The sequence below is a fragment of the uncultured Parasphingopyxis sp. genome (assembly GCF_937129435.1).
GTDB lineage: Bacteria > Pseudomonadota > Alphaproteobacteria > Sphingomonadales > Sphingomonadaceae > Parasphingopyxis.
Map to the genome: position 1 here is coordinate 1 of NZ_CAKZNF010000057.1, position 26,395 is coordinate 26,395.

The following is a 26,395-nucleotide window of genomic DNA, read 5'->3' on the forward strand; positions in this document are numbered from 1 at the left end:
GGTGATCGACGTGGGCGGCGTCGGCTACCTCGTCCACTGTTCCACCCGCACGCTCGATGCGCTGGGTTCGGAAGGGGGCGAGGCGCGGCTGTTCACCGATCTGCAGGTGAGCGAGAACGACATGCGCCTGCTCGGCTTCGCCGAGAGTGCGGAGCGCGACTGGTTCCGGCTGTTGACGCAGGTGCAGGGTGTCGGGTCGAAGGTCGCGCTTGCGATCCTCTCCGCGCTCTCGACCGGCGAGCTGCGCGATGCCTGCGCTGCCGGAGACGCGGCGAGCGTGGCGAGGGCGAACGGCGTGGGGCCGAAGCTGGCCGGGCGGATCGTCAACGAGCTGAAGGACAAGGCAGGCGCGTTGCCCGGCGGCGGGGTGGCAGGCGCGGTGGTTGGTTCCGTCTCGGCAGCTGGCGGCGCAAGCGCCGACGCGGTGAGCGCGCTCGAAAACCTCGGCTTCAAGCCAGCGGTGGCGGCGCAGGCGGTAGCGAGGGCGCAGGCGGAACTCGGGGAAGGAGCGGGTGAGAGCGAATTGATCCGTGTGGCATTGAAAAAGGCAGCATCATGAGAAAAACGATCCCCTTGGCACTGGCAGCGTTTCTGGCCGCTCCCCCTGCCGCGCAGACGCCCGATTTCTCGACCTTCGCAGCCGGCCCGGTCTTCACCGAGTTCGGCGAACATGCGCCGGTCGAGGGGATGGAGCCGATCCCCGAAGGCGCGCGCTTCATGATCGCCTATGACGTGAGCGAGAAGGCCGAGGACGGCCAGCCCAACCGCCGCATCGCGACGCCTGCGCGCTTCATGAACATGCATGTCGCCGCAGGGGTGCCGGAAGAGAACATCAAGCTCGTCGTGGTGGTACACGGGCGCGCGGTGTTCGACCTCGTCACCGATACTGCGCGCGAGGCAAGCGACATGGAACCCAATGCCTCTGCCAGCATGGTCGAGACGATGCTCGCCCACGGCATCCGCTTCGTGGTCTGCGGCCAGAGCGCGGCAGTGTACGGGGTGAAGAAGGCAGACCTGATCGAAGGCGTCGAACTCGACCTCTCCGCGATGACCGCCCATGCGCTGTTGCAGCAGCAGGGCTATACGGTGAACCCGTTTTGAGGATTGCTACTACACGTCATCCTGAACTTGTTTCAGGATCCATCAGGCCGGAAGCTCCGTGCAATCGGAGGAAGACCGAGGCTCGGTGCAAGGTCATGCCAATCCCGGTTTTCGCTTTCGATGAGGTTGACCTTCCATTGCCGATGCCAGCGTTTCAGCTGCTTTTCGCGAGCGATCGCGCTCTTCATGTCGTCGAACATCTCGAACCTCACGAGAGACTGGACTCCATATCGCTTGGTGAAACCGTCCACTTCGCCTTCGCGATGTTGCCAGAGGCGGGCAATGAGATCGCTGGTGACGCCGATGTAGAGTGTGCCATAGGGCTTGCTCGCGAGGATATAGATGCAAGGGCGCGCTTCGAATGGCATGGTTCCGGGTGTGACGAGGGATGGATGCTGAAACACGTTCAGCACGACGAAGAGCAAGCGATCCGCACCGACTGGACCCGTGAGGAAATCGCCACCCTCTTCGACCTGCCGTTTCACGAGCTGATGTGGCGCGCGCAGACCGTGCACCGCCAATATCATGCAGCGGGCGAGGTGCAGCTCTGCACGCTGCTGTCGATCAAGACCGGCGGGTGCCCCGAGGATTGCGGCTATTGCTCGCAATCGGTCCACGCCGATAGCGGCGTCAAGGCGACCAAGCTGATGGACGTGCGGCAGGTGCTGCAATCGGCGGCGCAGGCGAAGGATGCGGGCTCGCAGCGCTTCTGCATGGGCGCGGCGTGGCGCAATCCCAAGGACCGCGACATGCCCGCGATCGTCGAGATCGTGAAGGGCGTCCGCGAAATGGGGCTCGAGACGTGCATGACGCTGGGCATGCTGACGCCGAAACAGGCGAGCATGCTGAAGGATGCGGGGCTCGACTATTACAACCACAATATCGACACTTCGCCCGAACGCTATGAGGAGGTCATCTCCACCCGGACGTTCGAGGAGCGGATCGAGACGCTCGACAATGTGCGGCAGGCGGGAATCAACGTCTGCTCGGGCGGGATCGTCGGCATGGGCGAGACGCGCGAGGATCGCGTCGGCTTCATCCATGCGCTGGCGACGCTGGAGCGGCATCCCGAAAGCGTGCCCGTCAACGCGCTGGTGCCGGTCAAGGGCACGGTGCTCGGCGATATCCTCCACGACGTGCCCGAGGCGAAGATCGACGATCTCGAATTCGTTCGCACCTGTGCCGTCGCGCGGATCACGATGCCGAAGTCGATGGTGCGCCTGTCGGCGGGCCGCGAGAGCATGTCGGAAGCGGTGCAGGCGCTATGCTTCATGGCCGGCGCGAACAGCATCTTCACCGGCGACAAGCTGCTGACCGCCGGCAATCGCGGCGACGATGCCGATGCGGCGCTATTCGCCAAGCTTGGCATTATGCCGTTGCAGGGCGAAGAGCCGATGCGGGCCAGCGAAACGATGGAAGCGGCGGAGTGATGCGATGCTTGGAATAGCGTTGTTGGCAATGATGCAGTTCGAGGCGAATGCCGAAAGCTGTGCCAATCCGGAAAACCTACCGCAGCAGCCGTTGAACGCCTGCGCGGCATGGGAATATGAGCTGGCCGATGCCGAACTGCAGGACGTCTGGGAACAGGCGATCGAATATGCTCGCGGTTATCTGAGCGAGGACCATATGAACGACGGCCGCCCGAGCGGCGCCGATCGCCTGATGGAAGCGCAGCGCGCCTGGATCACGCTGCGCGACGAGCATTGCGCGGTCTTTTCCTACCATATGCGCGGTGGCAGCGCCGAACCGTTGCTCTATCATAGCTGTCGGGCCACATTCACCCGCGAACGGACCGAACAGCTCCGAAACCTGATGATTGAGGATCAATAAGAACGTGTTCAAGAAAATCCTGATCGCCAATCGCGGCGAAATTGCCTGCCGCGTGATGCGGACCGCCAAGAAAATGGGCATCGCCACGGTCGCCGTCTATTCGGATGCCGATGCGCGCGCCCCGCATGTCGAGATGGCGGACGAAGCCGTGCACCTCGGGCCGCCGCCCGCCGCCGAAAGCTATCTGCTCGCCGACAAGATCATCCAGGCGGCGAAGGACACGGGCGCCGAGGCGATCCATCCCGGCTATGGCTTCCTGTCGGAGCGCGAAAGCTTTGCGAATGCCTGCGCCGAGGCTGGGATCGTTTTCATCGGCCCGCCGCCGAACGCCATCGCCGCGATGGGCGACAAGATCGAATCGAAGAAGCTCGCCAAGGAAGCGGGCGTCAACGTCGTCCCCGGCCATGTCGGCGAGATCGACGATACGGAGCACGCGGTGAAGATTTCGAACGAGATCGGCTATCCGGTGATGATGAAGGCCTCTGCAGGCGGCGGTGGCAAGGGCATGCGGCTCGCCTGGTCCGAAAAGGATGTGCGCGAAGGCTTCGAGGCAACGAAGCGCGAGGGGCTTGCCAGCTTCGGCGACGACCGCGTCTTTATCGAGAAATTCATCGAACAGCCGCGCCATATCGAGATTCAGGTGATCGGCGATCAGCACGGCAACATCGTCTATCTCGGCGAGCGCGAATGCTCGATCCAGCGGCGGCATCAGAAGGTCGTCGAGGAAGCCCCGTCGCCCTTCGTAACGCCCGAAATGCGCAAGAAGATGGGCGAGCAGGCCGTCGCGCTGGCGCGGGCCGTCGGCTATTTCAGCGCAGGTACCGTCGAACTCATCGTTTCGGGTGCGGACAAGACCGGCGAGGGCTTCTACTTCCTCGAGATGAACACCCGGCTCCAGGTCGAGCATCCGGTGACCGAGAACATCACCGGCGTCGATCTCGTCGAACAGATGATCCGCGTGGCGAACGGCGAAAAGCTCCCGTTCACTCAGGACGATATCACGCTGACGGGCTGGTCGATCGAGAATCGCGTCTATGCCGAGGACCCCTATCGCGGCTTCCTGCCGTCGATCGGGCGGCTCGTCCGCTACAATCCTCCGCAAGAAGAGGGCGAGGGGCTGAAGCGGCCCGTGCGTGTCGATGACGGCGTTGCCGAAGGCGGCGAGGTCTCGATGTTCTACGACCCGATGATCGCCAAGCTCGTCACCTATGGCGAGACGCGCGAAGAGGCGATGGACCTCCAGATCGCCGCGCTCGACCGGTTCGAGATCGAGGGGCTCGGCCACAATATCGACTTCCTCTCGGCGCTGATGCAGCATGAGCGTTTCCGCTCGGGCGAGATCACGACCAATTTCATCGCCGAGGAATATCCCGACGGGTTTCAGGGGGCACCGGCGGACGAAACACTGACGAAGCGGCTTGCCGCGATCGCCGGGTTCGCCGCGACAGCGCACGCCGATCGCGCCCGGCGTGTTTCGGGGCAGCTGGGTGACCGGCTACGCCCGCCCGGCGAATGGATGATTCGCATCGGCGACACCGACCATGACGTGACGGTCGATATCGAGGATGTCTCGGTCGATGGCGAAGCGATGCAGCTCGCGCTCGCCTATGCGCCGGGCGACCGGATGGTCGAGGCCGAATTCGGCGGCGAACCGCTCAGCGTGATGATCGGCAACGCCCGCTATGGGTTGAAGCTTACGACGCGCGGAGCGAGCCATTCGGCGCAGATTTTCCCGAAACATTATGCCCATCTCGTTCAGCACATGATCGAGAAGGAACCGCCGGATCTCTCGAAGATGCTGATTTGCCCGATGCCGGGCCTGATCACCGCCGTGCACGTCAAGGAAGGCGAAAAGGTCGAAGCCGGTCAGCCGCTGGCCACCGTCGAGGCGATGAAGATGGAGAATATCCTGCGCGCCGAGAAGGAAGGGATCGTGTCCACCATTGCCGCCGAAGAGGGCGCGAGCCTCGCCGCCGACGATGTGATCATGGAGTTCGAATAGGCGAGCGCTTGAAACTTCAGCGGCGCGTCATGTATTGATCGTGCTTGGCGACAGGAGAGAGACGATGGATAAGCGACGGACGATCAACGGTTTTCTGATGGCGGTTCCCGCCGCGCTCCTCGCGACATCGGCCTCTGCACAAGAGCCCGTTCCGGCCGATCCGACAATGGCGGCACAGCATTTGGAGGCGATCGATATCCGCGAATGGGACGTGCCCTGGGCCGATACGCGTCCGCGCGATCCGTTCGCCGTTTCCGACAGCGAAATCTGGTTCGTCGGCCAGCGCGGCGACTATGTCGCGCGGCTCAACCCTCAGACCGAGGAATTTACCCGGTTCGAACTGCCGGAAGGCGCGGGGCCGCATAACCTGATCGTCGCCGATGACGGCGGCGTCTGGTATGCCGGTAACCGCGCCGCGCATATCGGCCGGCTCGACCCGGCAACCGGCGAGATCGAGCAGATCCCGATGCCGAACGAAGCGGCGCGCGATCCGCATACGCTGGTTTTCGACGCGAATGGCGACATCTGGTTCACCGTGCAGGGCGGCAATTTCATCGGCAAACTCACCGTAGCGACGCGCGAAGTGCAGCTCATCGAAGTGCCGACACCGCAGGCCCGGCCCTATGGCATCGAGGTCGCCGCAGACGGCACGGTCTGGGCCGTGCTGCTCGGCACTAACAAGCTCGTCTCGGTCGACCCGGCAACGAAGGAACTGACCGAATATGATATCCCGCGCGCCGAAGCGCGGCCGCGCCGCATGGGCATCACCGATGACGGGCGCATCTGGTATGTCGATTATGCGATGGGAATGGTCGGTGCGTACGACCCGGCGGCCGCGACGTTCGAGGAATGGCCGGCCCCGTCGGGCGCGGAATCGCGGCCCTATGGCATGGCCGTCGACGGCGACAACCGGATCTGGTTCGTCGAGACGGGCGTCGAGCCCAACCGCTTCACCGGCTTCGACCCGGCCACCGAGCAATATATCGCCGTGGCTGAAGTGCCCTCTGGCGGCGGGACGGTGCGTCATATGCATTACCACGCGCCGACGAACAGCATCTGGTTCGGCGCCGACACCAATACGATCGGGAGGGTGGCCCTTGACTAGGCTTGGCTGGGCCGCGCTGGGCGCCGCGTTGCTGCCGTTCGCCGCCTCCGCCTTTCCGACCGGCGCGCCATGGAGCACGCTCGACCGGCCTGACACGGCCTGCACGAGCTGCCATTTCGGGGCGCCCCCTGTTGCCGAATCCGAGGCGCTGTCGATCGAAGGGTTGGAAAAGGGTGTCCAGCCGGGGGAAACCTACGCGCTGACGCTCCGGTTCGATCCGACGGACGCAGCGATCCTTAGTTATCTTGCCGGATTCCGGTCCGAAGGAGAGGACGCCGGATCGGTCGCGGCAGGCGAGGGGCAGCAGGTGCGCGAAACGTCCGTTCGCTCCACCGAACCCTTACCTGTGGTCGAGGGCGGTGTGGAGTGGACGTTCGACTGGACGGCCCCTGCGACACCTGGCCTAGTGGCGCTGCATATCGCGGCCAATGCGGCGAATGACGACAGTTCGCCGCTCGGCGACACCATCCATGTCCGCACCTTCGAAATCGAGGTCGCTGAACAGGCGTCAGAGTAGCGCTCTGTCGAGGGCCTTCTTCCAATGGGCGAGCAGATCGTTGCGCCGCTCTGCCTCCATGTCCGGCGCAAAGGATGCGTCGGCCTCCCACCCGGCGGATAGCTCGTCGAGGCCGTTCCAAACGCCGGTTGCCAGTCCGGCGAGGAAGGCCGCACCCAGCGCCGTCGTCTCATGGCTTTCGGGGCGTTCGACCGGTGTATCGAGGACGTCGGCAAGAAACTGCGCGAACCAGCCGTTCTGCGCCATGCCGCCGTCGATGCGGATGGCGCTCGGCATTTCGGCGCCGTCGGCCCGCATCGCATCGATCAGGTCGCGCGTCTGAAAGGCGATCGATTCCAGCGTCGCGCGGACGATGTGATCGGCGGTGGTATCGAGCGTCATCCCTGTAATCAGTCCACGCGCATCGGGCTCCCAGTGCGGCGCGCCGAGGCCGACAAAAGCGGGTACGAGTGTGATGCCGTGATCGTCGGGCACGGCGCGGGCGATCTCCTCGCTGTCCGCCGCATCGGTGATCACACCGAGCTTGTCGCGAAGCCATTTGATTGCCGCACCGGCGACGAATATCGAACCTTCGAGGGCATAATGGGTTTCGCCGTCGATCCGGTAGGCCGGTGTAGAGAGTAACCGGTTTTGCGATGCCAGCGCCTCGGTCCCAGTATTGAGCAATAAAAAACAACCGGTGCCATAGGTCGATTTGACCATGCCGGGTTCGAAACACGCCTGGCCGATCACCGCCGCCTGCTGGTCGCCCGCCATGCCCGCGATCGGGATGGCACGGCCGAACAGCGCAGGATCGGTCTCGCCGTAGATTTCGCTGTTGCCGCGGATTTCGGGCAGCAACGACCGCTCAACGCCGAACAGCGTCAGCAACTCGTCGTCCCACTCGCCTGCATGGATGTCGCAGAGCATCGTGCGCCCGGCATTGGTGATATCGGTCGCGTGAACCTTGCCGCCGGTCAGTCGCCAGAGCAGGAAGCTGTCGATCGTGCCGCAGGCGAGGGCGCCGCGCGCCGCCGCTTCGCGCGCGCCATCGACATGGTCGAGCAGCCAGACGAGCTTGGTCGCGCTGAAATAGGGATCGAGCAGTAACCCGGTTTTCTCCGTGATCCGGGGTTCATAGCCTTCATTCTTGAGATTGCGGCACAGGTCGGCCGTGCGCCGGTCCTGCCAGACGATCGCGTTGTGAAGCGGCTTGCCGGTGTCGCGGTCCCAGAGAATGATGGTCTCGCGCTGGTTGGTGATGCCGATGGCGACGGTGTCGTCGGTCAGCACCTCCATGACGCAGGCGACGGTGTCGCGCCAGATATCTTCGGGATCATGCTCGACCCTGCCGTCCTGTGGATAATGCTGGGGAAATTCGCGTGCATGGCTTGTGAGCGGTTTGCCCGTTTCGTCGAACAGGATCGCGCGGCTCGACGTCGTGCCCTGATCGATGGCGACGATATGCCGGGTCATGCCGAGCGCTCCGCGAACCAGGCGTTGACGCGCTCGACGGTCGCTTCATCGAGCAGCAGCCCCAGCTTGCTTCGCCGCATCAGCGCGTCATCGGCCGACTTCGCCCATTCACGCTCGCACATCCACTCCAGTTCCCGCACCGTCAGCCCCTCTCCGAAATGACCGCCGAGATCGTCGAAGGTCGCCGCCTCGCCAAAGATGTCGGGCAGCATCGATCCGTAGGCGCGAACGAGCCGGACCGCATGCTCCCATTCTAGGAAGGGATAACGCTCCTGAATCGACGAGACGAAGGCGTCGACATCCTTGCCGGTTTCGCCGCCGGGAAATTTCGCGCGTTTGGTCCAGGCCGCGCCGCTGAACGGCGTGGCGGCAGCTAGCCGGTCGTTCGCGTCCTCGGCGAGTGCGCGCGCCGTCGTGATCTTGCCGCCGAAGACGGAGAGCAGCGGCGGCACACCTTCCTCGCTGCCGCCGTCGAGTTCGAGGACATAGTCGCGCGTCACCTCGCGCGCATCGGACGCGCCATCGTCGTAGAGCGAGCGGACGCCCGAATAATGCGAGACGACCTGATCGGGATCGAGCTGCCAGGCGAAATAGTAATTCGCTGCGTCGCAGAGATAGGCGATCTCGTCCTCATCGGCATATTCCGCCGCCGGATCGTCGACCGCGACTTCGGTCGTGCCGATGAGGGTGAACCGATCCAAATAGGGCAGGGCGAAGACGATCCGCCGGTCGGGCATCTGGAAGATATAAGCATGGTCGCCGTTATAGATCCGATCGACGACGATATGGCTGCCGCGCACGAGCCGGAGCGCCGCCTTGCTGTCGATCTCGATCCGGTCGTGCAGCACCTCGCCGACCCAGGGGCCGGCGGCGTTGACGATGGCGCGTGCCTCGACCTGCCGGCCGTCGCTCAGCCGCGCCTGCCAGATCGGCCCCGCGCGCGTCGCGCCTTCGAACGCCGTCCGCGTCGCGATGTCGGCTCCATGCGCCGCGGCGTCCATCGCATTGGCGACGACGAGCCGGGAATCGTCGACCCAGCAGTCCGAATAGACATAGCCCTTGGTCTGCGCGTCGCGCAGCGGCGAACGGTAGCGCGGATTGGCCTTGCCGAGCCGCTTGGTACGCGGAAGCGAATCGAAACCGGCGAGCAGGTCGTAAAGCAGCAACCCCGACCGGATCATCCAGTATGCCCGGATATCGTCATTATGCGGCATGACGAAGCGCATCGGCCAGATCAGGTGCGGCGCCGCCTTCAGCATCGTCTCGCGCTCCTTCAGCGCCTTTCGAACCAGCTTGAACTCGTAAAATTCGAGATAGCGGATGCCGCCATGGATCAGCTTCGATGAAGAGGAGCTGGTATGGCTGGCGAGGTCGTCCTTCTCGACCAGCAGCGTCTTCCATCCGCGCCCCGCCGCGTCGCGCGCAATCGCCGCCCCGTTGATGCCGCCGCCGATAACGAGAAGGTCGTAGGACATGGTGTCAGCTTAAACGAATTGGCGGCGGCGTCACCCTCATGCGGTATCGCCGCAGCGACAAAGTCCCTATGTGCCGTTCATGACAACTCTTCCCAGCGAACAGGACATTCTCGACTTCATCGCCTCGTCGGACCGGCCGGCGGGCAAGAAGGAGATTGCGCGCGCCTTCGGCTTGAAGGGGCAGGACAAGATCCAATTGAAGGCGTTGCTCAAGAAGATGGCGGACAAGGGCGCTGTCGATTTCGGGCCGGGCAAGTCGGTGCACAAGGCGGGGGGGCTGCCGCGCGTGACAGTGCTCCGCATCGTCGATGTCGACGATAACGGGCAGGTCTTTGCCGAGCCCGAACGCTGGGACAACGACGCGCCGGCGCCGCGCCTGCGCGTAAAGGAAAAGGGCCGCCGCAAGCCGCTCGGCGTCGGCGAACGCATCCTTGCGCGGACCGAACAGGCGGGGCGGGGCTGGATCGCGCATCCGATGAAGGTGCTCGCCGCGAGCAGCGACGAACTCATCGGCGTCGTGCACGAAGAGGGCGACACGCTATGGCTCAAGGGGCTGGAGAAGGGGAACCGCCGCGACATCCGGATTTCGGACGCCAATGGCGCGTCGGCCGGCGATCTCGTTATGGCCGAGCGGGCGGGTCGCGGTTCGCAAACCAGCGCAAAGGTCGGTGAGATCCTCGGCGATCCCTTCGAGCCGAAAAGCTTTTCGCTGATCGCGATCCACAAGCACGAGATTCCGCACGAATTTTCCGGCGAGACGCTGGCCGAGGCGGAGAAGGTGGCCGGCCTTCCGCTCGGCGAACGCGAGGATCTGACCGACCTTCCCATCGTCGCCATCGACCCTGCCGATGCACGCGATCATGACGATGCAATCTGGGCCGAGCCGGACGGCGAGGGCGGCTATCGCGCGATCGTCGCCATCGCCGATGTCAGCTATTATGTCCGCCCCGGTTCCTCGCTCGATCGCGAGGCGAAGCGGCGCGGCAACAGCGTCTATTTCCCCGATCGCGTGGTGCCGATGCTGCCCGAGCGCCTGTCGGCGGATGTGTGCTCGTTGAAGGCGGGCGAGGATCGCGCGGCGATGGCCTGCCACCTGCAAATCGGAAAGGATGGCAAGCTCAAGGGCTGGCGGTTCACGCGCGCCAAGGTGCGGCTCTCCGCCAATATTGCCTATGAAGACGCGCAGGCGGCGGTCGATGCGGCGAGCGAGCTTGCGTCGTGTGCCGAGCCTGCATCCTCTCCTTGCTCGATGCCCGAACTCGAAGGCGCGGTGCCGCCCGATCTCGTCGAGAGCGCCTTGCAGCCGCTCTGGTCCTGCTGGTCGCTTCTCGCGAAAGCGCGTGCCGCGCGCGGGCCGCTCGAACTCGACCTGCCCGAACGCCGGATCGAGCTCGACGAGAAGGGGCGCATCCTCTCGGTGGAGCCGCGCGAACGTCTCGATGCACATCGGCTGGTCGAGGATTTCATGATCGCCGCCAATGTGGCTGCCGCCAAGGCGCTCGAAGCGAAGGCCGCGCCGGTCATGTACCGCGTCCACGAACCGCCGAGCCGGGATAAGCTTCTTGCGCTCAAGGAATATCTCGGCACGCTCGATGTCTCCTTCGCGCTGGGCCAAGTCATCAGGCCCGATACGTTCAACCAGCTGATCGATCGGGTCGGCGACGACGATATGCGGCCGCAGGTGATGGAGCAGGTGCTGCGCAGCCAGACCCAGGCCTATTACGCGCCGGCCAATGCCGGGCATTTCGGGCTGGCGCTGGGCAGTTACGCGCACTTCACCTCGCCTATCCGCCGCTATGCCGACCTGCTCGTCCATCGCTCGCTGGTGGGGGCGTTCAAGCTCGGGCCGGACGTGCCGGAGACGAAGCTGACCGGCGATGAGACGGCGAAGATGGAATCGCTCGGCGAGACGATCAGCAAGCTCGAACGGCGCGCAATGGAGGCCGAGCGCGACACGGTGGACCGTTATGTCGCCGCGTTCCTGTCCGAGCGAGTCGGCGACGTCGTGCGCGCACGTATCACGGGTGTCCAGTCCTTCGGTTTCTTCGCGACGGTCGAGGAGCTGGGCGGCGACGGCCTGCTGCTCGCCCGCGATATCGGCAATGAATATTATCGCTATGACGAAAAGGCACAGGCTTTGGTCGGCGATTATAGCGGCACGCGTTACGCGATGGGCGACCGGCTCGAGCTTCGGATTGTCGAGAGCGATCCGGTCAGCGGCGGCTTGCGTTTCCAGTTGCCCGAAGGGAAGGGCGGCGGCTCTGCCGGTCGGGGGCGGGGCCGTCGCAATCCGAACCGCGATGGCCGCAAGCATCGCGGCAAGCCGAAAGGTGGCGGACGGAAACGGCGCTAACGCTCGGCATACGCTTTCGGATTCAGTCCGAGGCCGTGCCGCCCTCTTCTTCTTCGGCGGCGGCGTTGCGCTCACGGCGGTCGACGCGCCCGCCCATATCGGCGACCAGCGTTTCCAGATTGCGGCGCAGCTGCATCGGCTGACCCGTCGTCGTCGGCCAGTCGGGATAGTTGCGGCGCATCTGGACGATCGCGTCGGCGATCTCCTCCTCGCTCGCGCGATCGTCATCGAGGATATCGTTCTCGATAATCCCGCGCACGAAGTTGAGATAGGCGATCTGATTGGCGACGAGCAGGCTCGCACTGCCGGGTTCGCCATGACCCGGATAAAGCTGGTAATCGGGAAACTCGCGCGCGATCCGGTCAAGCGCGCGCGGCCAGCTGTCGATATCGGCATCGGTCAGGTCGGGATGCATCCGGTTGGAGACGAGATCGGACGCGATCAGCACGCGCTGGCTCGGAATGTCGATCATCGCGATGGGCGAGGATTCGGACCGGTCGACGAGATGGAAAATGATCGGGACGCCCGACACCTCCATTTCCTGCCGGTTCTCGATGAAGCCATCGGGCTCGCGCGGGGCCTGATAGTCGTCGCCGACGGTTTCGCGGAGCCGTTCGACATAGCCGGAAAGGTCGCGGTCGATCTTTTCGGCGACCTCTTCGGGCATAAGCAATTGGGCATCGGGAAAGGCCTCAAGAAAGACCTGCAGACCTCCGAAATGATCCGGATGGTAGTGGCTGATCACGATCGCGGTGACAGGCTTGCCGGTTTCCCGGATGCGCGCGACCACGCGAGAGGCCAGGTCGAGATTGCCCTGCGTATCCATAACGAGAATTTCATCAGGGCCTTCCAACCAGAAGCTGTTTACCGAACCTTCGCCTGCACGAAACGGCCGGTGAACGATCAGCTGGGGCGTATTCTCCGCCTGATCCCCGGCCGCCGGCGTATCGGAACCCGTACACGCTACGAGCGATAGTGCGACGCCGATCATGGCCGCTTTCAGGAAGGTCGCAATTCGCATCGCCGCGGTTCTCCGGTTCGTCGGGGCTCTTTGGTCCGCCCGGTCTCTTATGGTCTGCCTTTGAGGATAACCCCAAAGCCCGGCCTCGTCACGCGCCGCGTCCCCAATTTTGGTGCGCGATAGGGCTGTTTCCCCATCCCATTGTTACGCTTTTATGACATCTGCTTTACAAGATTGTCACAAAAGCGTAACAAGATGGAAATCAAATTGACATGGGAGAGGTTCGAATGCGTAAATTTGCTGGTTTCGTGGCATTGATGGCTCTGCCGGCGGCGGTTGCCGCGGCGCCCTATCCGACCGAAACGATCGAAGGTTTCGATCCCTATGCGTCGGAGGCGATCGCTCGCGGCGAGCTTGGGGTTGCCGAGGCACGCCTCGAGCGCCGGATCGACGAACAGGGCGCCGATGCGCCGTCGCTGCTGAACATGGCGGCGATCATGGTCGAGACCAACCGCATGGCGCGCGCGGCCTCGCTCTATCGTTCGGTTCTGGAAGGCGAGGATATGCTGCTCGAAGCGGGCGACGGATCGGCGATCTCCGCCCACGCCATTGCCAGCGAAGCGCTCAACGTTCGCGTGCAGGTCGGCAGCCGCTAGTTCCTACAGCTTGGGCAGCGTGACTCCGCGCTGCCCCATATATTTGCCGGCGCGGTCGGCATAGCTCGTCTCGCACGGCTCGTTGCCTTGCAGGAAGAGGAACTGGCACGCGCCTTCGTTGGCATAGACCTTGGCCGGCAGCGGCGTCGTATTCGAAAATTCCAGCGTGACATGCCCCTCCCAGCCGGGCTCGAGCGGCGTGACGTTCACGATGATCCCACAGCGCGCATAGGTCGACTTGCCGAGGCAGATGACGAGCACGTCGCGCGGCACCCGGAAATATTCGACCGTCCTTGCCAGCGCGAAACTGTTCGGCGGGATGATGCAGCAATCGGTCTTGCGGTCGACGAAACTGTTCGAGGCGAAGTTCTTCGGATCGACGACCGCATTGTCGACATTGGTGAAAATCTTGAAGTCGTCCGAAACGCGTGCGTCATAGCCGTAGCTCGACAGACCGTAGCTGATCGTGCCTTCCCGCCGCTGACCGTCCACGAACGGCTCGATCATGCCGTTCTCTTGCGCCTGCGCGCGAATCCACTTGTCCGACATGATCGTCATGGCCGCGTTCCTTAGCCCGGGCTGCCCGGACGCACCACATTCCAGCGGACCGGGTTTTCCACACCGGGCACCTGGCGGATGTCGCTGGCCTCCCAGATCGACCAGGGGACGGCGCCATAATCGGGCTTGAACAGCCGCCGCGACAGCCAGAAGCTGCGCTCCACATTGCGCGTGATCGCATACATGTCGTCGAAGTCCCGGGTGACGTAGAGTATGGCGGGGCTCTCGGCATGACGCTCGATCATCGTCAGGAAGGTCGACAATTCGTCCATCAGCACGTCGATATCAGGCCGGTCCGAGCAATTGCCTTCGAAGCGGAGCATCACGGCGGGGGGCAGGGCGTTCGCGTCGGAAGGCACGGTGGCGATGAAATTGGTCGCCTGGTCGGCGGCGAGGCGGCAAAGCTGCCAGTTGTGAACGGCACCGTAGCGCATGCCGCTCTCGCGCGCGGCCGCCCAGTTCGCCTCGAAATTCTCGTCGCGCCCGGCATCGCCGTCGGTCGCCATGATATAGGCGAAATCCGCGCCGTTCGCGCTCAGCGTCGGCCAGTGAACCTCGCCCTGCGCCGCACCGATCGTGACGCCCTGGACCGGATATTGCCCTTCGTCCGGATGCCAGCGGATCGCCACCTGCCAGAGTGCGACCGCCGCGACGGCGAGAATCACGAGCCAGATCGCGGCCCATTTCAATGTGCGCATTTGCCCCCCATGCGGCGTGTCAGCCCTTGATATGCAACACGCAGATCAGTGTGAATAGCCGCCGGGCGGTGTCGAAATCCACCTCGATCTTGTCTTCGAGGCGCTCCTTGAGCAATTCGGCGGCATCATTGTGGATGCCGCGCCGCGCCATGTCGATCGTCTCGATCTGCTGCGGCGTCGCCTGGCGAATCGCCTGGAAATAGCTGTCGCAGATCGCGAAATAATCGCGGATCGCGCGGCGGAAGCGAGTGAGGCCGAGCACGATCGTTTCCAGCAACTCGCCGCTCTCGGCCGAGATATCGAGCGCCAGCCGCCCTTCCTCGACGCGCAGCTTCAGCTTGTAGGGGCCGTCATAGCCTTGCGGATATTCCTTGGCCGGCGCGAAATGATTGCCTTCGAGCAGGTCGAAGATCGCAATGCGCCGCTCCTGCTCGATATCGGCATTGCGCCAGATAATCGTCGCTTCGTCCAGCTCGACATCGATGATCCGTGGATCGGCCATGGGCAGGGGCTTAGTTCGCTGCAGCCGGGAGGCAAACACCTAATTGCTTCAAATTCATCTGGCGCAACGTTGACGGGAACCATATGGAGGCCGTGTGAATACGACAACCCCCCCCCAAACCCCGAAACGCCCGAAGCCCCTGAAACCCGTCCAACTTGTCGGCGAGGTCGCCTTGGCCGAAGACGCGCCGGAGGAGATAATGGGGCTGCCCGGCATGCTGTCCCTGAAAGAGCGGCAGATGCTGTTTGCACTGGGGCGCGACCATTATTCCGGCAATGGGCAGATCATCGATGCCGGCAGCTTCATGGGCTGTTCGACATCGTGCCTCGCCGCCGGCGTGAAGGCAGGACAACAGGCGCCGGAAAAACAGATTCACGCCTATGAACTGGGAATCCTGCCGGCGCCGGCCAATGGGCAGACGATCATCCGCAAATTCGGCGATATCAAGTACGAACAGGGCAAATCGTTCGTCCCCATCCTCAAGGACACGATCAAGCCCTGGTGGGGGTATATCGACCTCAATGTCGGCGACATTCTGCAGGAAAACTGGGACGGCGACGACATCGAAATCTGCTTCGTCGACGTCTGCAAAACGCCTGAGTTGAACGCCCATGTGACACGGCAATTTTTCCCTTCGATTCCGGTCGGCGGCTATCTCGTCAACCAGGACTTCTTCTTCGATCGGCTGCCCTATGTGAAGGTCACGATGGGATATCTGTCCGAATATTTCGAATGGGTCGGGCGGGTGTACACATCGTCGATCTGGCGCTGTGTGAAGCAGGTGCCGCAAGACGTTGCCGACTATGATCCGTATCTCGAGAAAGATCCGAAGTGCCGCGAGTATCACGAGATGACGGTGTATGACGATCTCGGCAAGGACGCGCTGTTCATGCTCGATCTCTCGCTCTCCTATCTGACCGGCGAAGGACTCGATGAGCTTGAGGGCAAGCATCACGAATTTATCGAACACAATGCGACGGTCTGGGAAGGCCGCGAAGGCAAGCGGCGTGATGCGCGTTTCCGGATCGAGCGCGCCCGCAAACTGATCGCGGAAGGAAATATCTAGGCGATCGTCAACGCTCCGCTCGCTCCATCCACGATCATTTCCACAGCCTTGTCGGCTTGAGGCGAATCCCGTTTCGCGCGACAAGGGGGCATGGCCGACAGCGCAAAACCCGTCCGACTCGTGACCGACAATGCAGGCGCGGCGCCTGTGCTTCCGCACAATATCGATGCCGAGGCGGCGCTGCTCGGCGCGCTGCTGATCGACAACCGGCTGATCGACGATGTGCAGCGGATCGTGAAGACCGAACATTTCTTCGAACCGACGCACGGCCGCATCTTCGACATGATCGTCAGGCTCGTCGTCGATCGGAATATGGTCGCCAACCCGGTGACGCTGAAGCCGCTGCTCGAAAAGGACGAGGGGCTCGAGGCGCTGGGCGGCATCGGCTATCTGGTCAAGATTACCGAAAGCGGGGTGGCGCTGATCGGTGCGCGCGATTTCGCCCGGCAGATCTACGAACTGGCGCTGCTCCGCGCGCTGATCGGTGTCGGCCGCGAGATGGTCGAAAAGGCGGTCGACACGAGCGAGGATGTCGATCCGCGCCAGCAGATCGAGGACGCCGAGGTCGAACTCTACAAGGTCGCCGAAAATGACGGTGAAGTCGGGTCGACGAAGAGCTTCGCGACGGCGGCGTCGGAGGCGGTTAAGGCGGCGCAGCGGGCGCTGAATTCCGGTGGGCATGTGTCCGGCTTTACGACCGGCTTCGACAGCTTGAACGCGAATTTCGGCGGGCTGCACAAGTCCGACCTCGTGATTCTCGCCGCCCGCCCGGGCATGGGCAAGTCGGCGTTGGCTTCCAACATCGCGTTCAACGCCGCGCAACGCTATGCGCGCGATCTGGAGGACGGAATCGACCCCGAGGAATCGATGGGCGCCCCGGCGGCGTTTTTCAGCCTCGAAATGTCGGCGGACCAGTTGGCGACGCGTATCCTGGCCGAGCAGTCGCGCATTCCCTCGGCCAAGCTTCGCAAGGGCGCGATCAGCCAGGAGGAGTTCCGCAACCTCGCCCGCGCGGCGGCCGAGCTTGAAAACCTGCCGCTCTATATCGACGACACGCCGGGCCTGACGATCGCGGCGCTCCGGACGCGCGCGCGCAGGCTCAAGCGGCAGAAAGGCATCGGTATCATCATCGTCGACTATCTGCAGCTTTTGCAGGGATCGGGTCGCAGCAACGACAACCGCGTGCAGGAAATTTCCGAGATCAGCCGCGGGCTGAAAACGCTGGCAAAGGAACTCGACGTGCCCGTGGTGGCGCTGTCGCAGCTCAGCCGCGCCGTCGAACAGCGCGAGGACAAGAAGCCGCAGCTATCGGATCTGCGTGAATCGGGATCGATCGAACAGGACGCCGACATCGTCCTCTTCATTTATCGCGAGGATTATTATCACAATTTCGCCGAGCCCCCGATGATCAGCGAAAAGAGTTCGCCCGAAGACCGCGACAAACGGTCGGCGTGGGAGCTCAAGAATCAGGAGATTGCTGGACAGGCGCAGGTCATCATTGCCAAACAGCGCCACGGCGCGACGGGAACGGTGACGCTGCACTTCGAAGGCGAGTTCACGAAGTTTAGCGACCTGGCCTATGAGGACCGGTCGTCGCATTATTGATCGACGCGATTAGTGGAAAGCCGCCTTACTCTCCGAGCTGAAAAAGTTCGATATTTCCACGCAGCGGACGAAGACCTGTTCTTCGAATGGCTAGACAAGATGACTGTCGTTTCCGAATACGCAGGGCGCGGCGATACGCTGTTTATCCAGTTGGCTCACCTGCCCACGGATGACGAGCTTCGCGAACTGATCGCCTTTCATCAAAGGTATGGAATTGAAATGCGGCAACTCGCGCAGTTTCGTTCGTCTGAGAATGCGGATTGGTTTGAGAATGAGGAGAAGTATTGGCACGAAGGCGTGTTTGGCGGTCAGCGGCTTTAGAGCTTTTATGCCGCGTCAATCAACGGACAGCCGCGCAACGCATTGAACGTATCGTTCAGCACAAATCTCATCTGCAAAGATAGACCAGCCACAGCAGCACGCTCAGCATAAAATACAGTGTCCGGGAAAGCTTGTCGCATCGGTTGATGACGAACGCGCCGCAGCCAGCATAGATAAGATAGAATGGGGTAGCGTAGAGCAGCAGGTGTAGGCCCGGTCGCTCTAGGCAACTCGAGACCGGCGGCATGGCGCTGAAAATGAGTGCGACGCAGAGCGCCAACATCCCAATTGCCCAAATCGTAAGTCGCCAGAACCCTGTCATCGAACCGAACTAGCAGGTCAGTTCGACGTTTGCAGCAGATCCGACCCTAGAAGACTGGCTGGTTCGCCTCGTCGTTATCCTCGCCGCTGACCGGCGTGTGGATTCCGCATTCGGTCTTGTCCCAGCCGCGCCAGCGGCCGGCGCGGGGATCTTCGCCGGGCTTGACCTTGCTCGTGCAGGGCGCGCAGCCGACCGAGAGATAGCCTTGTTCTTCCAGCGGATGACGGGGAAGGGCGTGCGCCTCGAAATATTCTTCGAGATCGTCCTTGGTCCAGTCGCCGAGCGGATTGATCTTGAGTCGGCCGTCCTCGATTTCGAAGCGCGGCAGGTTCTGCCGGGTCACCGACTGGAACGCCTTGCGGCCCGAAATCCAGGCATCGAGCCCGGCCTTGGCGCGCTTGAGCGGTTCGACCTTGCGGATCTCGCAGCAGCCGTCGGGATCGTAAGACCATCGCAGGCCATTCTCGTCCTTCGCCGCCAGCACATCGAGATCGGGAGTGACGACCGAGGCGTTCTCGATGCCGAACTGGTCGATCAATTGTTCGCGATAGGCAAGCGTCTCGTCGAACATCTTGAGCGTGTCGACGAAGACGACCGGCACCCTAGGGTCTGCCTGTGCCACCAGATGGAGCAGCACGGCGGCCTCGGTCCCGAAGGACGAGACCAGCGCGACCTCGCCCAGTTCTTCCTCGGCAAACAGCGTGGCGAGCATTTCGCCGGCTTCGACGCCCTCAAACCGCGCGTTGAGCGCATCGGCGTCAGCCTGTGTGAAGGCGGGGCGGGCGTCGATCGTGTCGACTATACGGGCAGCAGCACTAGCCATGCCGCTTGCTCCAGATCGGCTTGCGATCGTCTGCGGCGGGCTGGTAGACGTGCGGCCAGCGGGCGAGCGCCGTCTCGACGTCCTTTTCGTTGAGCGGCTTTTCGGGCGCGAAGCTGTCGAAGCCGCAGCGGCGCATGAAGGTCAACTGGTCGACCAGCACATCGCCCTGCGCGCGCAATTCGCCGGTAAAGCCTTCCTCGCGCAGGATGCGGGCGGCCGAATAGCCGCGCCCGTCGCCGAACGCCGAGAAACCGATTTCGATCAGCGACAACCGATCAATATAGGGGACGAGCTTGCGCGCGTCCTCGCCGTCTTCGAGCCGCACGGCGGTCGCGTCGGGCTGGTCGAGAAAAGCGTCGAGCGTGACGGCGGGCTCTTCCACCGGCGCTTCGCCGTCGAGATGCACGGGATCAGCCATAAAGCGCCTCCTTGAACGGATCGATGCCGAGCCGGCGATAGGTGTCGAGGAAGCGCTCGCCTTCGTCGCGCTGCGCGAGATAGACGTCGGTCACCTTTTCGACCGCGTCGACGATGCCGTCCTCGTCGAAGCCCGGGCCGGTGATCTTGGCTAGGCTGACATCCTCTTCGCCCGACCCGCCAAGCAGCAGCTGGTAGTTCTCGGTCCCTCTCCGGTCGACGCCGAGAATGCCGATATGGCCGGCATGATGGTGGCCGCAGGCGTTGATGCAGCCCGAGATTTTCAGCTTGAGCTCGCCGAGCTCCTTCTGACGGCCGATGTCCGAGAAGCGCTGCGCAATCTTCTGCGCGACGGGGATCGAGCGCGCATTGGCGAGGCTGCAATAATCGAGGCCCGGGCAGGCGATGATATCGCTGACCAAATCGAGATTGGGCGTCGCCAACCCCGCCTCGTCGAGCTGCTGCCAAAGAGTGTAGAGATCCTGCTTGCGCACATGCGGCAGCACGATGTTCTGGCTGTGCGTGACGCGGCATTCGTCGAAGCTGTAGCGTTCGGCGAGATCGGCCATCAGGTCCATCTGCGCCGAGGAGGCATCGCCCGGGATGCCGCCGACGGGTTTGAGACTGATGACGGCGATCGCATAGCCCGGCTGCTTGTGCGCATGGACGTTCTGATCGAGCCAGACGGCGAAGTCGGGATCGCTGCGGTCGATCTCGTCGGCAAGACCGTCCTCGAACGCCGGATCGGCGAAATAGCCCTTGATCCGCTCGAGCTCGGCCGCCGGCGCGTCGATATTCTCGCCCTTGAGGTGCGCGAACTCTTCCTCGACCTGGCGTATGAATTCCTCGGCGCCCATTTCATGGACGAGGATCTTGATCCGCGCCTTGTATTTGTTGTCGCGGCGGCCGTGGCGGTTGTACACGCGCAGAATCGCCTCGGAATAGCTGACCAGCTCGTCGACGCTCACGAAATCGCGGATCAGCGGGGCGATCATCGGCGTGCGGCCCATCCCGCCGCCGGCATAGAAGCGCGCGCCGATCTCGCCGTTCTGCTCGACGATCTGGATTCCGATATCATGGAGGCGCATCGCCGCGCGGTCTTCGTCGGCGGCGATGACGGCGATCTTGAACTTGCGCGGCAGGAACGAGAATTCGGGATGGAAGCTCGACCATTGGCGCAGCAGCTCGGCATAGGGGCGCGGATCGACGATCTCGTCGGCCGCGGCGCCGGCATATTGGTCCGAACTGATATTGCGGATGCAGTTGCCGCTCGTCTGGATTGCGTGCATCTCTACCGTTGCCAGATCGGCGAGCAGGTCGGGCGCCTCCTCCAGCTTGATCCAGTTATACTGGATGTTCTGCCGGGTGGTGAAATGCCCGTAGTCGCGATCATATTTGCGGGCGATCGTCGCGAGCATGCGCATCTGATCGCCGCTCAGCGTACCATAGGGGATGGCGACGCGCAGCATATAGGCGTGGAGCTGGAGATAGAGACCGTTCATCAGCCGGAGCGGCTTGAACTGATCCTCGGTCAGCTTGCCGGCGATCCGGCGTTCGACCTGGTCGCGAAATTCCGCGACGCGCGTGTCGACCATCTCCTGGTCGTAATTGTCGTATTTATACATGTCAGATCACCCAGTTTCCCGCCGCCGGATCGGGCGGCGCGAGTTTGAGGTCGACGCGCACGGTGGGGCCGGTGGCGCGGATCTTTTCCTTGATATGGACGGGGAGCACGCCCGCATCGGTCTTTTCGGCATCGACGATATAGGCATCGCTGACGGTGCGCCTGGCGATCTCGCGCGCGATCACGTCAGTCGCGCCGTCATGGACCGGAGCCGCATCGGACACGTGACGCGACCAGTCATAGCCCGTCCACCAGACGACATCGCCCGATTTGAGATCGTTGCCGGTTAGGATTTTCATGCGAGCCTCTCCGCCTGGCGCGCCAATGATCCGAGCCGGTCTTCAGCCAGCGATCGATCGACGACCTCGCCGATGACGATGACGGCCGGGCTCTCGATGCACTCGCGCTCGACCATGTCGCCGAGATCGGCGAGCAACGTCCGAAGCGCGCGCATGTCGGGTCGCGAAGCGCGTTCGATCACGGCGACCGGCATGGCGGGCGAGACGCCGTCGGCGATCAGCTTCTCGGCGATATCGTTCGCCGTCGCGACGCCCATATAGATGACGAGCGTGCGGCCCGTTCCGGCAAGCCCGGACCAGTCCTGATCGGTCAGGCCCTTGCATTGGCCGGCGACGAAGGTGACCGCGCTCGAAGCCTCGCGATGGGTGAGGGGGAGCATCGCCTCCGCGGCGGCCCCGAGCGCGGCGGATATGCCGGGGACGATGTCGACGTCGATCCCGGCAGAGCGGAGCGCTTCGGCCTCTTCGCCGCCGCGTCCGAAAATAAACGGGTCGCCGCCCTTGAGGCGCACGACATTGAGCCCTTCGCTCGCCTTTTCGACGAGCAGTGCGTTGATACCCGGCTGCGGCACCGTGTGGCGGCCGCGCTTCTTGGCCACCGAGATTCGCGGCGTTTCCGCAGGGATCGTTGCGAGGATGCGCGGGTCGACCAGCCCGTCATGAACGAGGAGATCGGCCGCCCGAATGGCGCGGACCGCGCGCACGGTCATCAACTCGGGATCGCCGGGACCGGCGCCCACGAGCCAGACCTTGCCGCGCGATCCGCGCCGGGGGGCACCACGGGAAGGGGAGGCGTATTCCATGCGAGACTAGATGGACGCATGACCGTTCCCGCTCAAAGCATGGTTGCTTGGCGTGTCTTTAGCTGAGCTTTGTCGGCGGCTACCGCTCCGCCTGCGGCTCCTTGAGGCCGTGCGCGATGCTGGCGCGGGCCGACGGCGCTTCGGCCGAGGCGACCGGATAGGCACAATAATCGGCGGCGTAATAGGCGCTTGGCCGGTGGTTTCCCGAAAAGCCGATTCCGCCGAACGGCGCGGACGAAGAGGCGCCGTTGGTCGGGTTGTTCCAGTTGACGATGCCGGCGCGAATATTCGCCCAGAACCGGTCGTAGAGTTCGGGCGCACCGCCGACGAGCGAGGCGGAAAGGCCGAACTTCGTCGCGTTCGCCTCGGCCATCGCAGAGTCGAAATCGGGCACGCGGATCACCTGCAGCACGGGGCCGAAAATTTCCTCGTCCGGACGATCGGTCACCTCGGTCACGTCGATCAGGCCCGGCGTCAAAAAGGGTTTGTCGTCCTGCGGGCGGCGCATGTTCACGACCGGCTGGCCGCCCTTCATCATCAGGTCGAGGAAACTTTCCTCGACATGGTCGGCCGAAGCGTTGTCGATGACCGGGCCGATAAAGGGTTCGGGATCGGCATGCGGATGATCGACGATCAGCCTGGCGATCAATCGCTGCAGCGCCTCGATCAGCGGTTGATGCTTGCCGTCCTCGACGATCAGCCGGCGCGCGCCGGTGCACCGCTGCCCGGCGGTCATATAGGCCGACTGAACGGCAATCGCCGCCGCCGCCTCGACATCGGGCGCATCCCACACGACGAGCGGATTGTTGCCGCCGAGTTCGAGCGCGAGGATCTTGTCGGGCCGGTCGGCGAACAGCTTGTGTAGAGCCATGCCGCCGCGAACAGAGCCGGTGAACAACAGCCCGTCGATCCCCTCGCTGGAGGCCAGGTCGCGTCCCTGTTCCGGTCCGCCGATGAGCAAGCGCACCACACCCTCGGGCACACCGGCCTCGTGATAGCTTTTCACCAGGAACTCACCGACGGCCGGCGTCTTCTCCGACGGCTTGAAGACGATGGCGTTGCCCGCAAGCAGCGCGGGAACGATATGACCGTTGGGGAGGTGCGCCGGAAAGTTGAAAGGACCGAGCACCGCGAGCACGCCATGCGGCTTGTGCCGTAGCGCGTTGCGGGTGCCCATCGCGCCGTCCTTCATCCGCTGCGGCGTGCGCTCGTGAAAGGCCGTGACCGAGATATCGACCTTGTTCATCACCGCGTCGACTTCGGTGCGCGCTTCCCAGAGCGGCTTGCCCGTCTCCCGCGCGATCAGATCGGCGAACTCGGCCTTCTTCGACCGGACGACATTGGCGAACCGGCGAAGCGCTTCGGTCCGGTAGCTCGACGATTGAGATGCCCAGCCGGCCCAGTTTTCGCGGGCGATGGCGACCTCGTCAGCAGCATTGCCACACGAACCTTGCCAGAGCTCTTCGCCGGTTGCCGGCTGGACGGAAACGATCATGTCGGTCACGCAAATCTCCTGCCCGCCTCCAACACGTTGAGACTGCGAAGGTCAAGCGGGGACGGCAGGCGGGCACAATGAAGCGGGAGAAACTTAAGCCCTTCCATCGCCCGCGTTTGTGCGCCGCACAAATTTCTGCTTTCGTTAATTTTTTCTGCGCCGGTGGAACAATGGTGCTATAAGCGCGTCTGACGCACAGGAATGAATCAATAACATTTCCGGGCTGCGTAACTTCGGGTCGCACCAAGACGCAACAAGTTGCTGACCAGAGGGGAGAGCCCAAGCTCATGACAGATTATACACGCAAGTCGGCCGGTCGGCCGGCCAAGACCCGTTTGCTATTGGCGGCGGGCACTGCCGCCATGATGGCGACTCTCCCGATGATGCCGGCCCATGCCGACGCGACGGCGGATTGCAACGACGCGACCGATCCCGATACGCTCGAATGCGGTACCGATTCCTCGGCGACCGGTGAGGGTGCAACGGCCGTTGGCGCGGACTCGACCGCCAACGGCGTCGATGCACTCGCGGTCGGCCCCTTCGCCAACGCGCAAGGCAACTCGACGAGCGCTGTCGGCGGTGAATCCTTCGCCATGGGCCCGGGCGCCTCGGCCTTCGGTTGGCGCGCGGCCGCTATGGCGGAACGCGCGACGGCGCTGGGGCATCTTGCCAACGCTTTCGGCATTCGTTCCCTCGCTATCGGTGAGGCATCGACGGCAGTGTCGGATTTTTCGACGGCGATCGGCAATGAATCGGTAGCCGACGGTATCGATGCGCTGGCAGTCGGCGATACGGCTGTCGCCACCGGCAATTCGACCACCGCAATCGGCGGCGAGAGCGTAGCGCGCAATCCGGGCTCCAGCGCCTTCGGTTGGCAGGCCGAAGCAACCGGGCAGATGGCAACCGCTGTCGGCCATCAGGCGCGGGCCACTGGCGACCAGAGTTTCGCCGGTGGTGAGGACGCGATCGCGAGCGGCACGAACTCGATTTCGATCGGCAATGCGGCGCGCGCTACCGGCGGCGATTCGATCGCCATCGGTGGCAATCGCGATGGTGTGAACGGCCGTGCGACCGTTGCCACCGGTCCTTCGACCACGGCCGTCGGCGGTCAGGCGCTCGCCCGCGGTCCCGGTGCAACCACTTTCGGCTGGCGCGCCGTAGCAGACGGCGAACGGGCCACGGCGCTCGGCCATCTGGCATTGGCGCGCGGCGTTCGGTCGCTTGCGATCGGCGAGGCGGCCACGGCGCAGACCGACAATGCTTCGGCGATCGGCAACCAATCGCTTGCCAGTGGCATCGACGCGCTTGCCATCGGTGACAATGCGCTTGCTCGCGGAAATTCGACGACGGCCCTCGGCGGCGAAAGCGTCGCCACCACGCCGGGTTCGACCGCGCTCGGCTGGCAGGCCGAGGCGACGGGCGCCATGGGTACGGCCGTCGGTCACCAGTCGACCGCATCCGGCGATCAGAGCTTCGCCGGCGGTGAGGACTCGGTCGCCAGCGGCACGAATTCCGTCGCCATCGGCAACACTGCCCGCGCGCTGGGTGGCGATTCCATCGCCATCGGCGGCAATCGGGACGGCGATAATGGTAACGGCACCGTTGCCCGTGGTCCCTCGACCACCGTCGTCGGCGGTCAGGCGATCGCCAACGGACCGGGCGCTACCGGATTCGGCTGGCGCTCACGGGCGATAGGCGAGCGTTCGACAGCCCTCGGCCACCTGGCCGTTGCACGCGGCGTACGCGCCCTTGCCGTCGGTGAGGACGCCCGGGCCGCCGCCGACAACGCCACCGCGATCGGCAATGAATCGCGCGCCAATGGCGCCGAGGCGGTCGCGCTCGGTAATACCACACGGGCCGATGGCGTCGGCGCCTCGGCCTTCGGCTCGCAAGCCCAGGCCAATTTCGATTTCTCTTCGGCCATTGGGTACGGAGCGATCGCAAACGGCACTAACAACATTGCGATCGGTAACGCCAACGCGACCTACACGCTGGCGGGTCTCGCTGCGATGATCCCGGAAGGGCAGAGCTATGTTCTGCGGATCGATTCCGCCGGCATGCTTTCGGCCGTTCCCGACACGCCGACACCCGAACCGCAGATGATCGCAAACAACGCATCGCGCCAGGCTGCGGCCTTCCAGCCCTATGCACCATCGCCTTCGGCAACGGTTGCCGGACCGAATGCCGGGGATGGGTGTAATAATCAGGCCGGTACGGTCGGCACGACGCAGTGCGGAAACGGTGCCAACGCCACGGCGGACGGTGCCACGGCGGTCGGCCAGGACACGCTTGCCAGCGGCAGCAATTCGATCGCCATCGGCAACACCGCCCGCGCGACCGGCGGCGATTCGATCGCCATCGGCGGCAACCGCGATGGTGCCGGTGGACGGGCGACCGTCGCCACCGG

Annotated in this window: 25 protein-coding genes and 1 pseudogene; 13 read left to right on the forward strand and 13 right to left on the reverse strand. The window is 63.7% G+C overall.

Annotated features, from left to right (window positions below):
• Nucleotide 1: 1 nt before the first annotated feature.
• Both ruvA and Q0139_RS10125 read left to right on the forward strand, forming a co-directional pair.
• Nucleotides 2–559, forward strand: coding sequence for a Holliday junction branch migration protein RuvA (ruvA, locus tag Q0139_RS10120; RefSeq protein WP_298021075.1), 558 nt, complete (start codon nucleotides 2–4; stop codon nucleotides 557–559).
• Nucleotides 556–1,101: a DsrE family protein gene (locus tag Q0139_RS10125; protein WP_298021078.1), complete on the forward strand. Its 546-nt coding sequence runs from the start codon at nucleotides 556–558 to the stop codon at nucleotides 1,099–1,101. The genes ruvA and Q0139_RS10125 overlap by 4 nt, the downstream gene beginning before the upstream one ends.
• A 32-nt stretch (nucleotides 1,102–1,133) precedes the next feature.
• Here Q0139_RS10125 and Q0139_RS10130 read toward each other — a convergent pair whose 3' ends face one another.
• Nucleotides 1,134–1,469, reverse strand: a complete 336-nt coding sequence (locus Q0139_RS10130; RefSeq protein WP_298021146.1) for a GIY-YIG nuclease family protein — start codon at nucleotides 1,467–1,469, stop codon at nucleotides 1,134–1,136.
• A gap of 24 nt (nucleotides 1,470–1,493) precedes the next feature.
• On the opposite strand from Q0139_RS10130, the gene bioB reads away from it, so the two are divergent.
• The 5 genes from bioB (at nucleotide 1,494) to Q0139_RS10155 (ending at nucleotide 6,555) form a co-directional block, all read left to right on the forward strand.
• Nucleotides 1,494–2,531 (forward strand): biotin synthase BioB, encoded by a 1,038-nt coding sequence (gene bioB, locus Q0139_RS10135; RefSeq protein WP_298021082.1) that lies wholly within the window; start codon nucleotides 1,494–1,496, stop codon nucleotides 2,529–2,531.
• Nucleotides 2,532–2,559: 28 nt separating this feature from the next.
• A complete protein-coding gene (locus Q0139_RS10140; RefSeq protein ID WP_298021085.1) occupies nucleotides 2,560–2,931 on the forward strand; it encodes a lysozyme inhibitor LprI family protein in 372 nt (123 codons plus the stop codon).
• A gap of 4 nt (nucleotides 2,932–2,935) precedes the next feature.
• Entirely contained in the window at nucleotides 2,936–4,933 is a 1,998-nt protein-coding gene (locus Q0139_RS10145) for an acetyl/propionyl/methylcrotonyl-CoA carboxylase subunit alpha (protein ID WP_298021088.1), read from the forward strand.
• 64 nt (nucleotides 4,934–4,997) lie between these two features.
• Complete coding sequence (locus tag Q0139_RS10150; RefSeq protein ID WP_298021091.1) at nucleotides 4,998–6,038, forward strand: hypothetical protein; 1,041 nt, start codon at nucleotides 4,998–5,000, stop codon at nucleotides 6,036–6,038.
• Nucleotides 6,031–6,555: a choice-of-anchor V domain-containing protein gene (locus tag Q0139_RS10155; protein ID WP_298021094.1), complete on the forward strand. Its 525-nt coding sequence runs from the start codon at nucleotides 6,031–6,033 to the stop codon at nucleotides 6,553–6,555. The genes Q0139_RS10150 and Q0139_RS10155 overlap by 8 nt, the downstream gene beginning before the upstream one ends.
• Here the strand turns inward: Q0139_RS10155 and glpK are convergent.
• Together glpK and glpD are read right to left on the reverse strand one after the other, a co-directional pair.
• Nucleotides 6,547–8,010: a glycerol kinase GlpK gene (glpK, locus tag Q0139_RS10160; RefSeq protein WP_298021097.1), complete on the reverse strand. Its 1,464-nt coding sequence runs from the start codon at nucleotides 8,008–8,010 to the stop codon at nucleotides 6,547–6,549. The genes Q0139_RS10155 and glpK overlap by 9 nt on opposite strands.
• Nucleotides 8,007–9,485, reverse strand: a complete 1,479-nt coding sequence (gene glpD, locus Q0139_RS10165; protein WP_298021100.1) for a glycerol-3-phosphate dehydrogenase — start codon at nucleotides 9,483–9,485, stop codon at nucleotides 8,007–8,009. The genes glpK and glpD overlap by 4 nt, the downstream gene beginning before the upstream one ends.
• Nucleotides 9,486–9,564: 79 nt before the next feature.
• On the opposite strand from glpD, the gene Q0139_RS10170 reads away from it, so the two are divergent.
• Nucleotides 9,565–11,838, forward strand: coding sequence for a ribonuclease R family protein (locus tag Q0139_RS10170; protein WP_298021103.1), 2,274 nt, complete (start codon nucleotides 9,565–9,567; stop codon nucleotides 11,836–11,838).
• A 22-nt stretch (nucleotides 11,839–11,860) separates the two neighbouring features.
• Here the strand turns inward: Q0139_RS10170 and Q0139_RS10175 are convergent, their stop codons facing one another.
• On the reverse strand, nucleotides 11,861–12,859 hold the full coding sequence (locus Q0139_RS10175; RefSeq protein WP_298021105.1) for an MBL fold metallo-hydrolase: 999 nt from the start codon (nucleotides 12,857–12,859) through the stop codon (nucleotides 11,861–11,863).
• 227 nt (nucleotides 12,860–13,086) lie between these two features.
• On the opposite strand from Q0139_RS10175, the gene Q0139_RS10180 reads away from it, so the two are divergent.
• Nucleotides 13,087–13,455 carry a hypothetical protein gene (locus Q0139_RS10180; RefSeq protein ID WP_298021108.1) on the forward strand — a complete coding sequence of 123 codons (369 nt, stop codon included), beginning with the start codon at nucleotides 13,087–13,089 and terminating at the stop codon, nucleotides 13,453–13,455.
• A 3-nt stretch (nucleotides 13,456–13,458) separates the two neighbouring features.
• On the opposite strand, the gene dcd is transcribed toward Q0139_RS10180, so the two are convergent.
• The 3 genes from dcd to Q0139_RS10195 are packed head-to-tail and all read right to left on the reverse strand — an operon-like array spanning nucleotide 13,459 to nucleotide 15,213.
• Nucleotides 13,459–14,013: a dCTP deaminase gene (gene dcd / locus Q0139_RS10185; RefSeq protein WP_298021111.1), complete on the reverse strand. Its 555-nt coding sequence runs from the start codon at nucleotides 14,011–14,013 to the stop codon at nucleotides 13,459–13,461.
• A gap of 11 nt (nucleotides 14,014–14,024) precedes the next feature.
• The gene (locus Q0139_RS10190; protein ID WP_298021114.1) at nucleotides 14,025–14,711 is read right to left on the reverse strand and encodes a GH25 family lysozyme; all 687 of its coding nucleotides are present in this window, start codon (nucleotides 14,709–14,711) and stop codon (nucleotides 14,025–14,027) included.
• 19 nt (nucleotides 14,712–14,730) lie between these two features.
• Complete coding sequence (locus Q0139_RS10195) at nucleotides 14,731–15,213, reverse strand: UPF0262 family protein (RefSeq protein WP_298021117.1); 483 nt, start codon at nucleotides 15,211–15,213, stop codon at nucleotides 14,731–14,733.
• 214 nt (nucleotides 15,214–15,427) lie between these two features.
• On the opposite strand from Q0139_RS10195, the gene Q0139_RS10200 reads away from it, so the two are divergent.
• From Q0139_RS10200 to Q0139_RS10210, 3 genes are all read left to right on the forward strand, one after another.
• Entirely contained in the window at nucleotides 15,428–16,279 is an 852-nt protein-coding gene (locus Q0139_RS10200) for a hypothetical protein (RefSeq protein ID WP_298021120.1), read from the forward strand.
• A gap of 90 nt (nucleotides 16,280–16,369) precedes the next feature.
• On the forward strand, nucleotides 16,370–17,884 hold the full coding sequence (locus Q0139_RS10205) for a replicative DNA helicase (RefSeq protein WP_298021123.1): 1,515 nt from the start codon (nucleotides 16,370–16,372) through the stop codon (nucleotides 17,882–17,884).
• A 12-nt stretch (nucleotides 17,885–17,896) separates the two neighbouring features.
• Nucleotides 17,897–18,205: a hypothetical protein gene (locus Q0139_RS10210; RefSeq protein ID WP_298021127.1), complete on the forward strand. Its 309-nt coding sequence runs from the start codon at nucleotides 17,897–17,899 to the stop codon at nucleotides 18,203–18,205.
• A gap of 368 nt (nucleotides 18,206–18,573) precedes the next feature.
• Here the strand turns inward: Q0139_RS10210 and Q0139_RS10215 are convergent, their stop codons facing one another.
• The 6 genes from Q0139_RS10215 to astD all read right to left on the reverse strand — a co-directional run bounded on the left by Q0139_RS10215 (nucleotide 18,574) and on the right by astD (nucleotide 23,997).
• Nucleotides 18,574–19,350: a phosphoadenylyl-sulfate reductase gene (locus Q0139_RS10215; RefSeq protein ID WP_298021130.1), complete on the reverse strand. Its 777-nt coding sequence runs from the start codon at nucleotides 19,348–19,350 to the stop codon at nucleotides 18,574–18,576.
• On the reverse strand, nucleotides 19,343–19,768 hold the full coding sequence (locus Q0139_RS10220) for a DUF934 domain-containing protein (protein ID WP_298021133.1): 426 nt from the start codon (nucleotides 19,766–19,768) through the stop codon (nucleotides 19,343–19,345). Before Q0139_RS10220 ends, Q0139_RS10215 begins: the two co-directional genes overlap by 8 nt.
• Complete coding sequence (locus Q0139_RS10225; RefSeq protein ID WP_298021137.1) at nucleotides 19,761–21,392, reverse strand: nitrite/sulfite reductase; 1,632 nt, start codon at nucleotides 21,390–21,392, stop codon at nucleotides 19,761–19,763. The genes Q0139_RS10220 and Q0139_RS10225 overlap by 8 nt, the downstream gene beginning before the upstream one ends.
• Before the next feature lies 1 nt (nucleotide 21,393).
• Nucleotides 21,394–21,690: a DUF2849 domain-containing protein gene (locus Q0139_RS10230; RefSeq protein ID WP_298021139.1), complete on the reverse strand. Its 297-nt coding sequence runs from the start codon at nucleotides 21,688–21,690 to the stop codon at nucleotides 21,394–21,396.
• A complete protein-coding gene (gene cobA / locus Q0139_RS10235; protein WP_298021142.1) occupies nucleotides 21,687–22,493 on the reverse strand; it encodes a uroporphyrinogen-III C-methyltransferase in 807 nt (268 codons plus the stop codon). The genes Q0139_RS10230 and cobA overlap by 4 nt, the downstream gene beginning before the upstream one ends.
• 79 nt (nucleotides 22,494–22,572) lie before the next feature.
• Nucleotides 22,573–23,997, reverse strand: a complete 1,425-nt coding sequence (gene astD / locus Q0139_RS10240) for a succinylglutamate-semialdehyde dehydrogenase (RefSeq protein WP_298021144.1) — start codon at nucleotides 23,995–23,997, stop codon at nucleotides 22,573–22,575.
• Between the two features lie 278 nt (nucleotides 23,998–24,275).
• On the opposite strand from astD, the pseudogene Q0139_RS10245 reads away from it, so the two are divergent.
• A pseudogene (locus Q0139_RS10245) lies at nucleotides 24,276–26,395 on the forward strand (hypothetical protein); the annotation flags it as partial.

Bases quoted from the DNA above. Each gene is read 5' to 3' on its own strand.
- Q0139_RS10125 (WP_298021078.1), top strand. From the start codon at position 556: ATGAGAAAAACGATCCCCTTGGCACTGGCAGCGTTTCTGGCCGCTCCC.
- Q0139_RS10130 (WP_298021146.1), bottom strand. From the start codon at position 1,469: ATGCCATTCGAAGCGCGCCCTTGCATCTATATCCTCGCGAGCAAGCCC.
- bioB (WP_298021082.1), top strand. From the start codon at position 1,494: ATGCTGAAACACGTTCAGCACGACGAAGAGCAAGCGATCCGCACCGAC.
- Q0139_RS10140 (WP_298021085.1), top strand. From the start codon at position 2,560: ATGATGCAGTTCGAGGCGAATGCCGAAAGCTGTGCCAATCCGGAAAAC.
- Q0139_RS10150 (WP_298021091.1), top strand. From the start codon at position 4,998: ATGGATAAGCGACGGACGATCAACGGTTTTCTGATGGCGGTTCCCGCC.
- glpK (WP_298021097.1), bottom strand. From the start codon at position 8,010: ATGACCCGGCATATCGTCGCCATCGATCAGGGCACGACGTCGAGCCGC.
- glpD (WP_298021100.1), bottom strand. From the start codon at position 9,485: ATGTCCTACGACCTTCTCGTTATCGGCGGCGGCATCAACGGGGCGGCG.
- Q0139_RS10170 (WP_298021103.1), top strand. From the start codon at position 9,565: ATGACAACTCTTCCCAGCGAACAGGACATTCTCGACTTCATCGCCTCG.
- Q0139_RS10175 (WP_298021105.1), bottom strand. From the start codon at position 12,859: ATGCGAATTGCGACCTTCCTGAAAGCGGCCATGATCGGCGTCGCACTA.
- Q0139_RS10180 (WP_298021108.1), top strand. From the start codon at position 13,087: ATGCGTAAATTTGCTGGTTTCGTGGCATTGATGGCTCTGCCGGCGGCG.
- dcd (WP_298021111.1), bottom strand. From the start codon at position 14,013: ATGACGATCATGTCGGACAAGTGGATTCGCGCGCAGGCGCAAGAGAAC.
- Q0139_RS10190 (WP_298021114.1), bottom strand. From the start codon at position 14,711: ATGCGCACATTGAAATGGGCCGCGATCTGGCTCGTGATTCTCGCCGTC.
- Q0139_RS10195 (WP_298021117.1), bottom strand. From the start codon at position 15,213: ATGGCCGATCCACGGATCATCGATGTCGAGCTGGACGAAGCGACGATT.
- Q0139_RS10200 (WP_298021120.1), top strand. From the start codon at position 15,428: ATGCTGTCCCTGAAAGAGCGGCAGATGCTGTTTGCACTGGGGCGCGAC.
- Q0139_RS10205 (WP_298021123.1), top strand. From the start codon at position 16,370: ATGGCCGACAGCGCAAAACCCGTCCGACTCGTGACCGACAATGCAGGC.
- Q0139_RS10215 (WP_298021130.1), bottom strand. From the start codon at position 19,350: ATGGCTAGTGCTGCTGCCCGTATAGTCGACACGATCGACGCCCGCCCC.
- Q0139_RS10220 (WP_298021133.1), bottom strand. From the start codon at position 19,768: ATGGCTGATCCCGTGCATCTCGACGGCGAAGCGCCGGTGGAAGAGCCC.
- Q0139_RS10225 (WP_298021137.1), bottom strand. From the start codon at position 21,392: ATGTATAAATACGACAATTACGACCAGGAGATGGTCGACACGCGCGTC.
- Q0139_RS10230 (WP_298021139.1), bottom strand. From the start codon at position 21,690: ATGAAAATCCTAACCGGCAACGATCTCAAATCGGGCGATGTCGTCTGG.
- cobA (WP_298021142.1), bottom strand. From the start codon at position 22,493: ATGGAATACGCCTCCCCTTCCCGTGGTGCCCCCCGGCGCGGATCGCGC.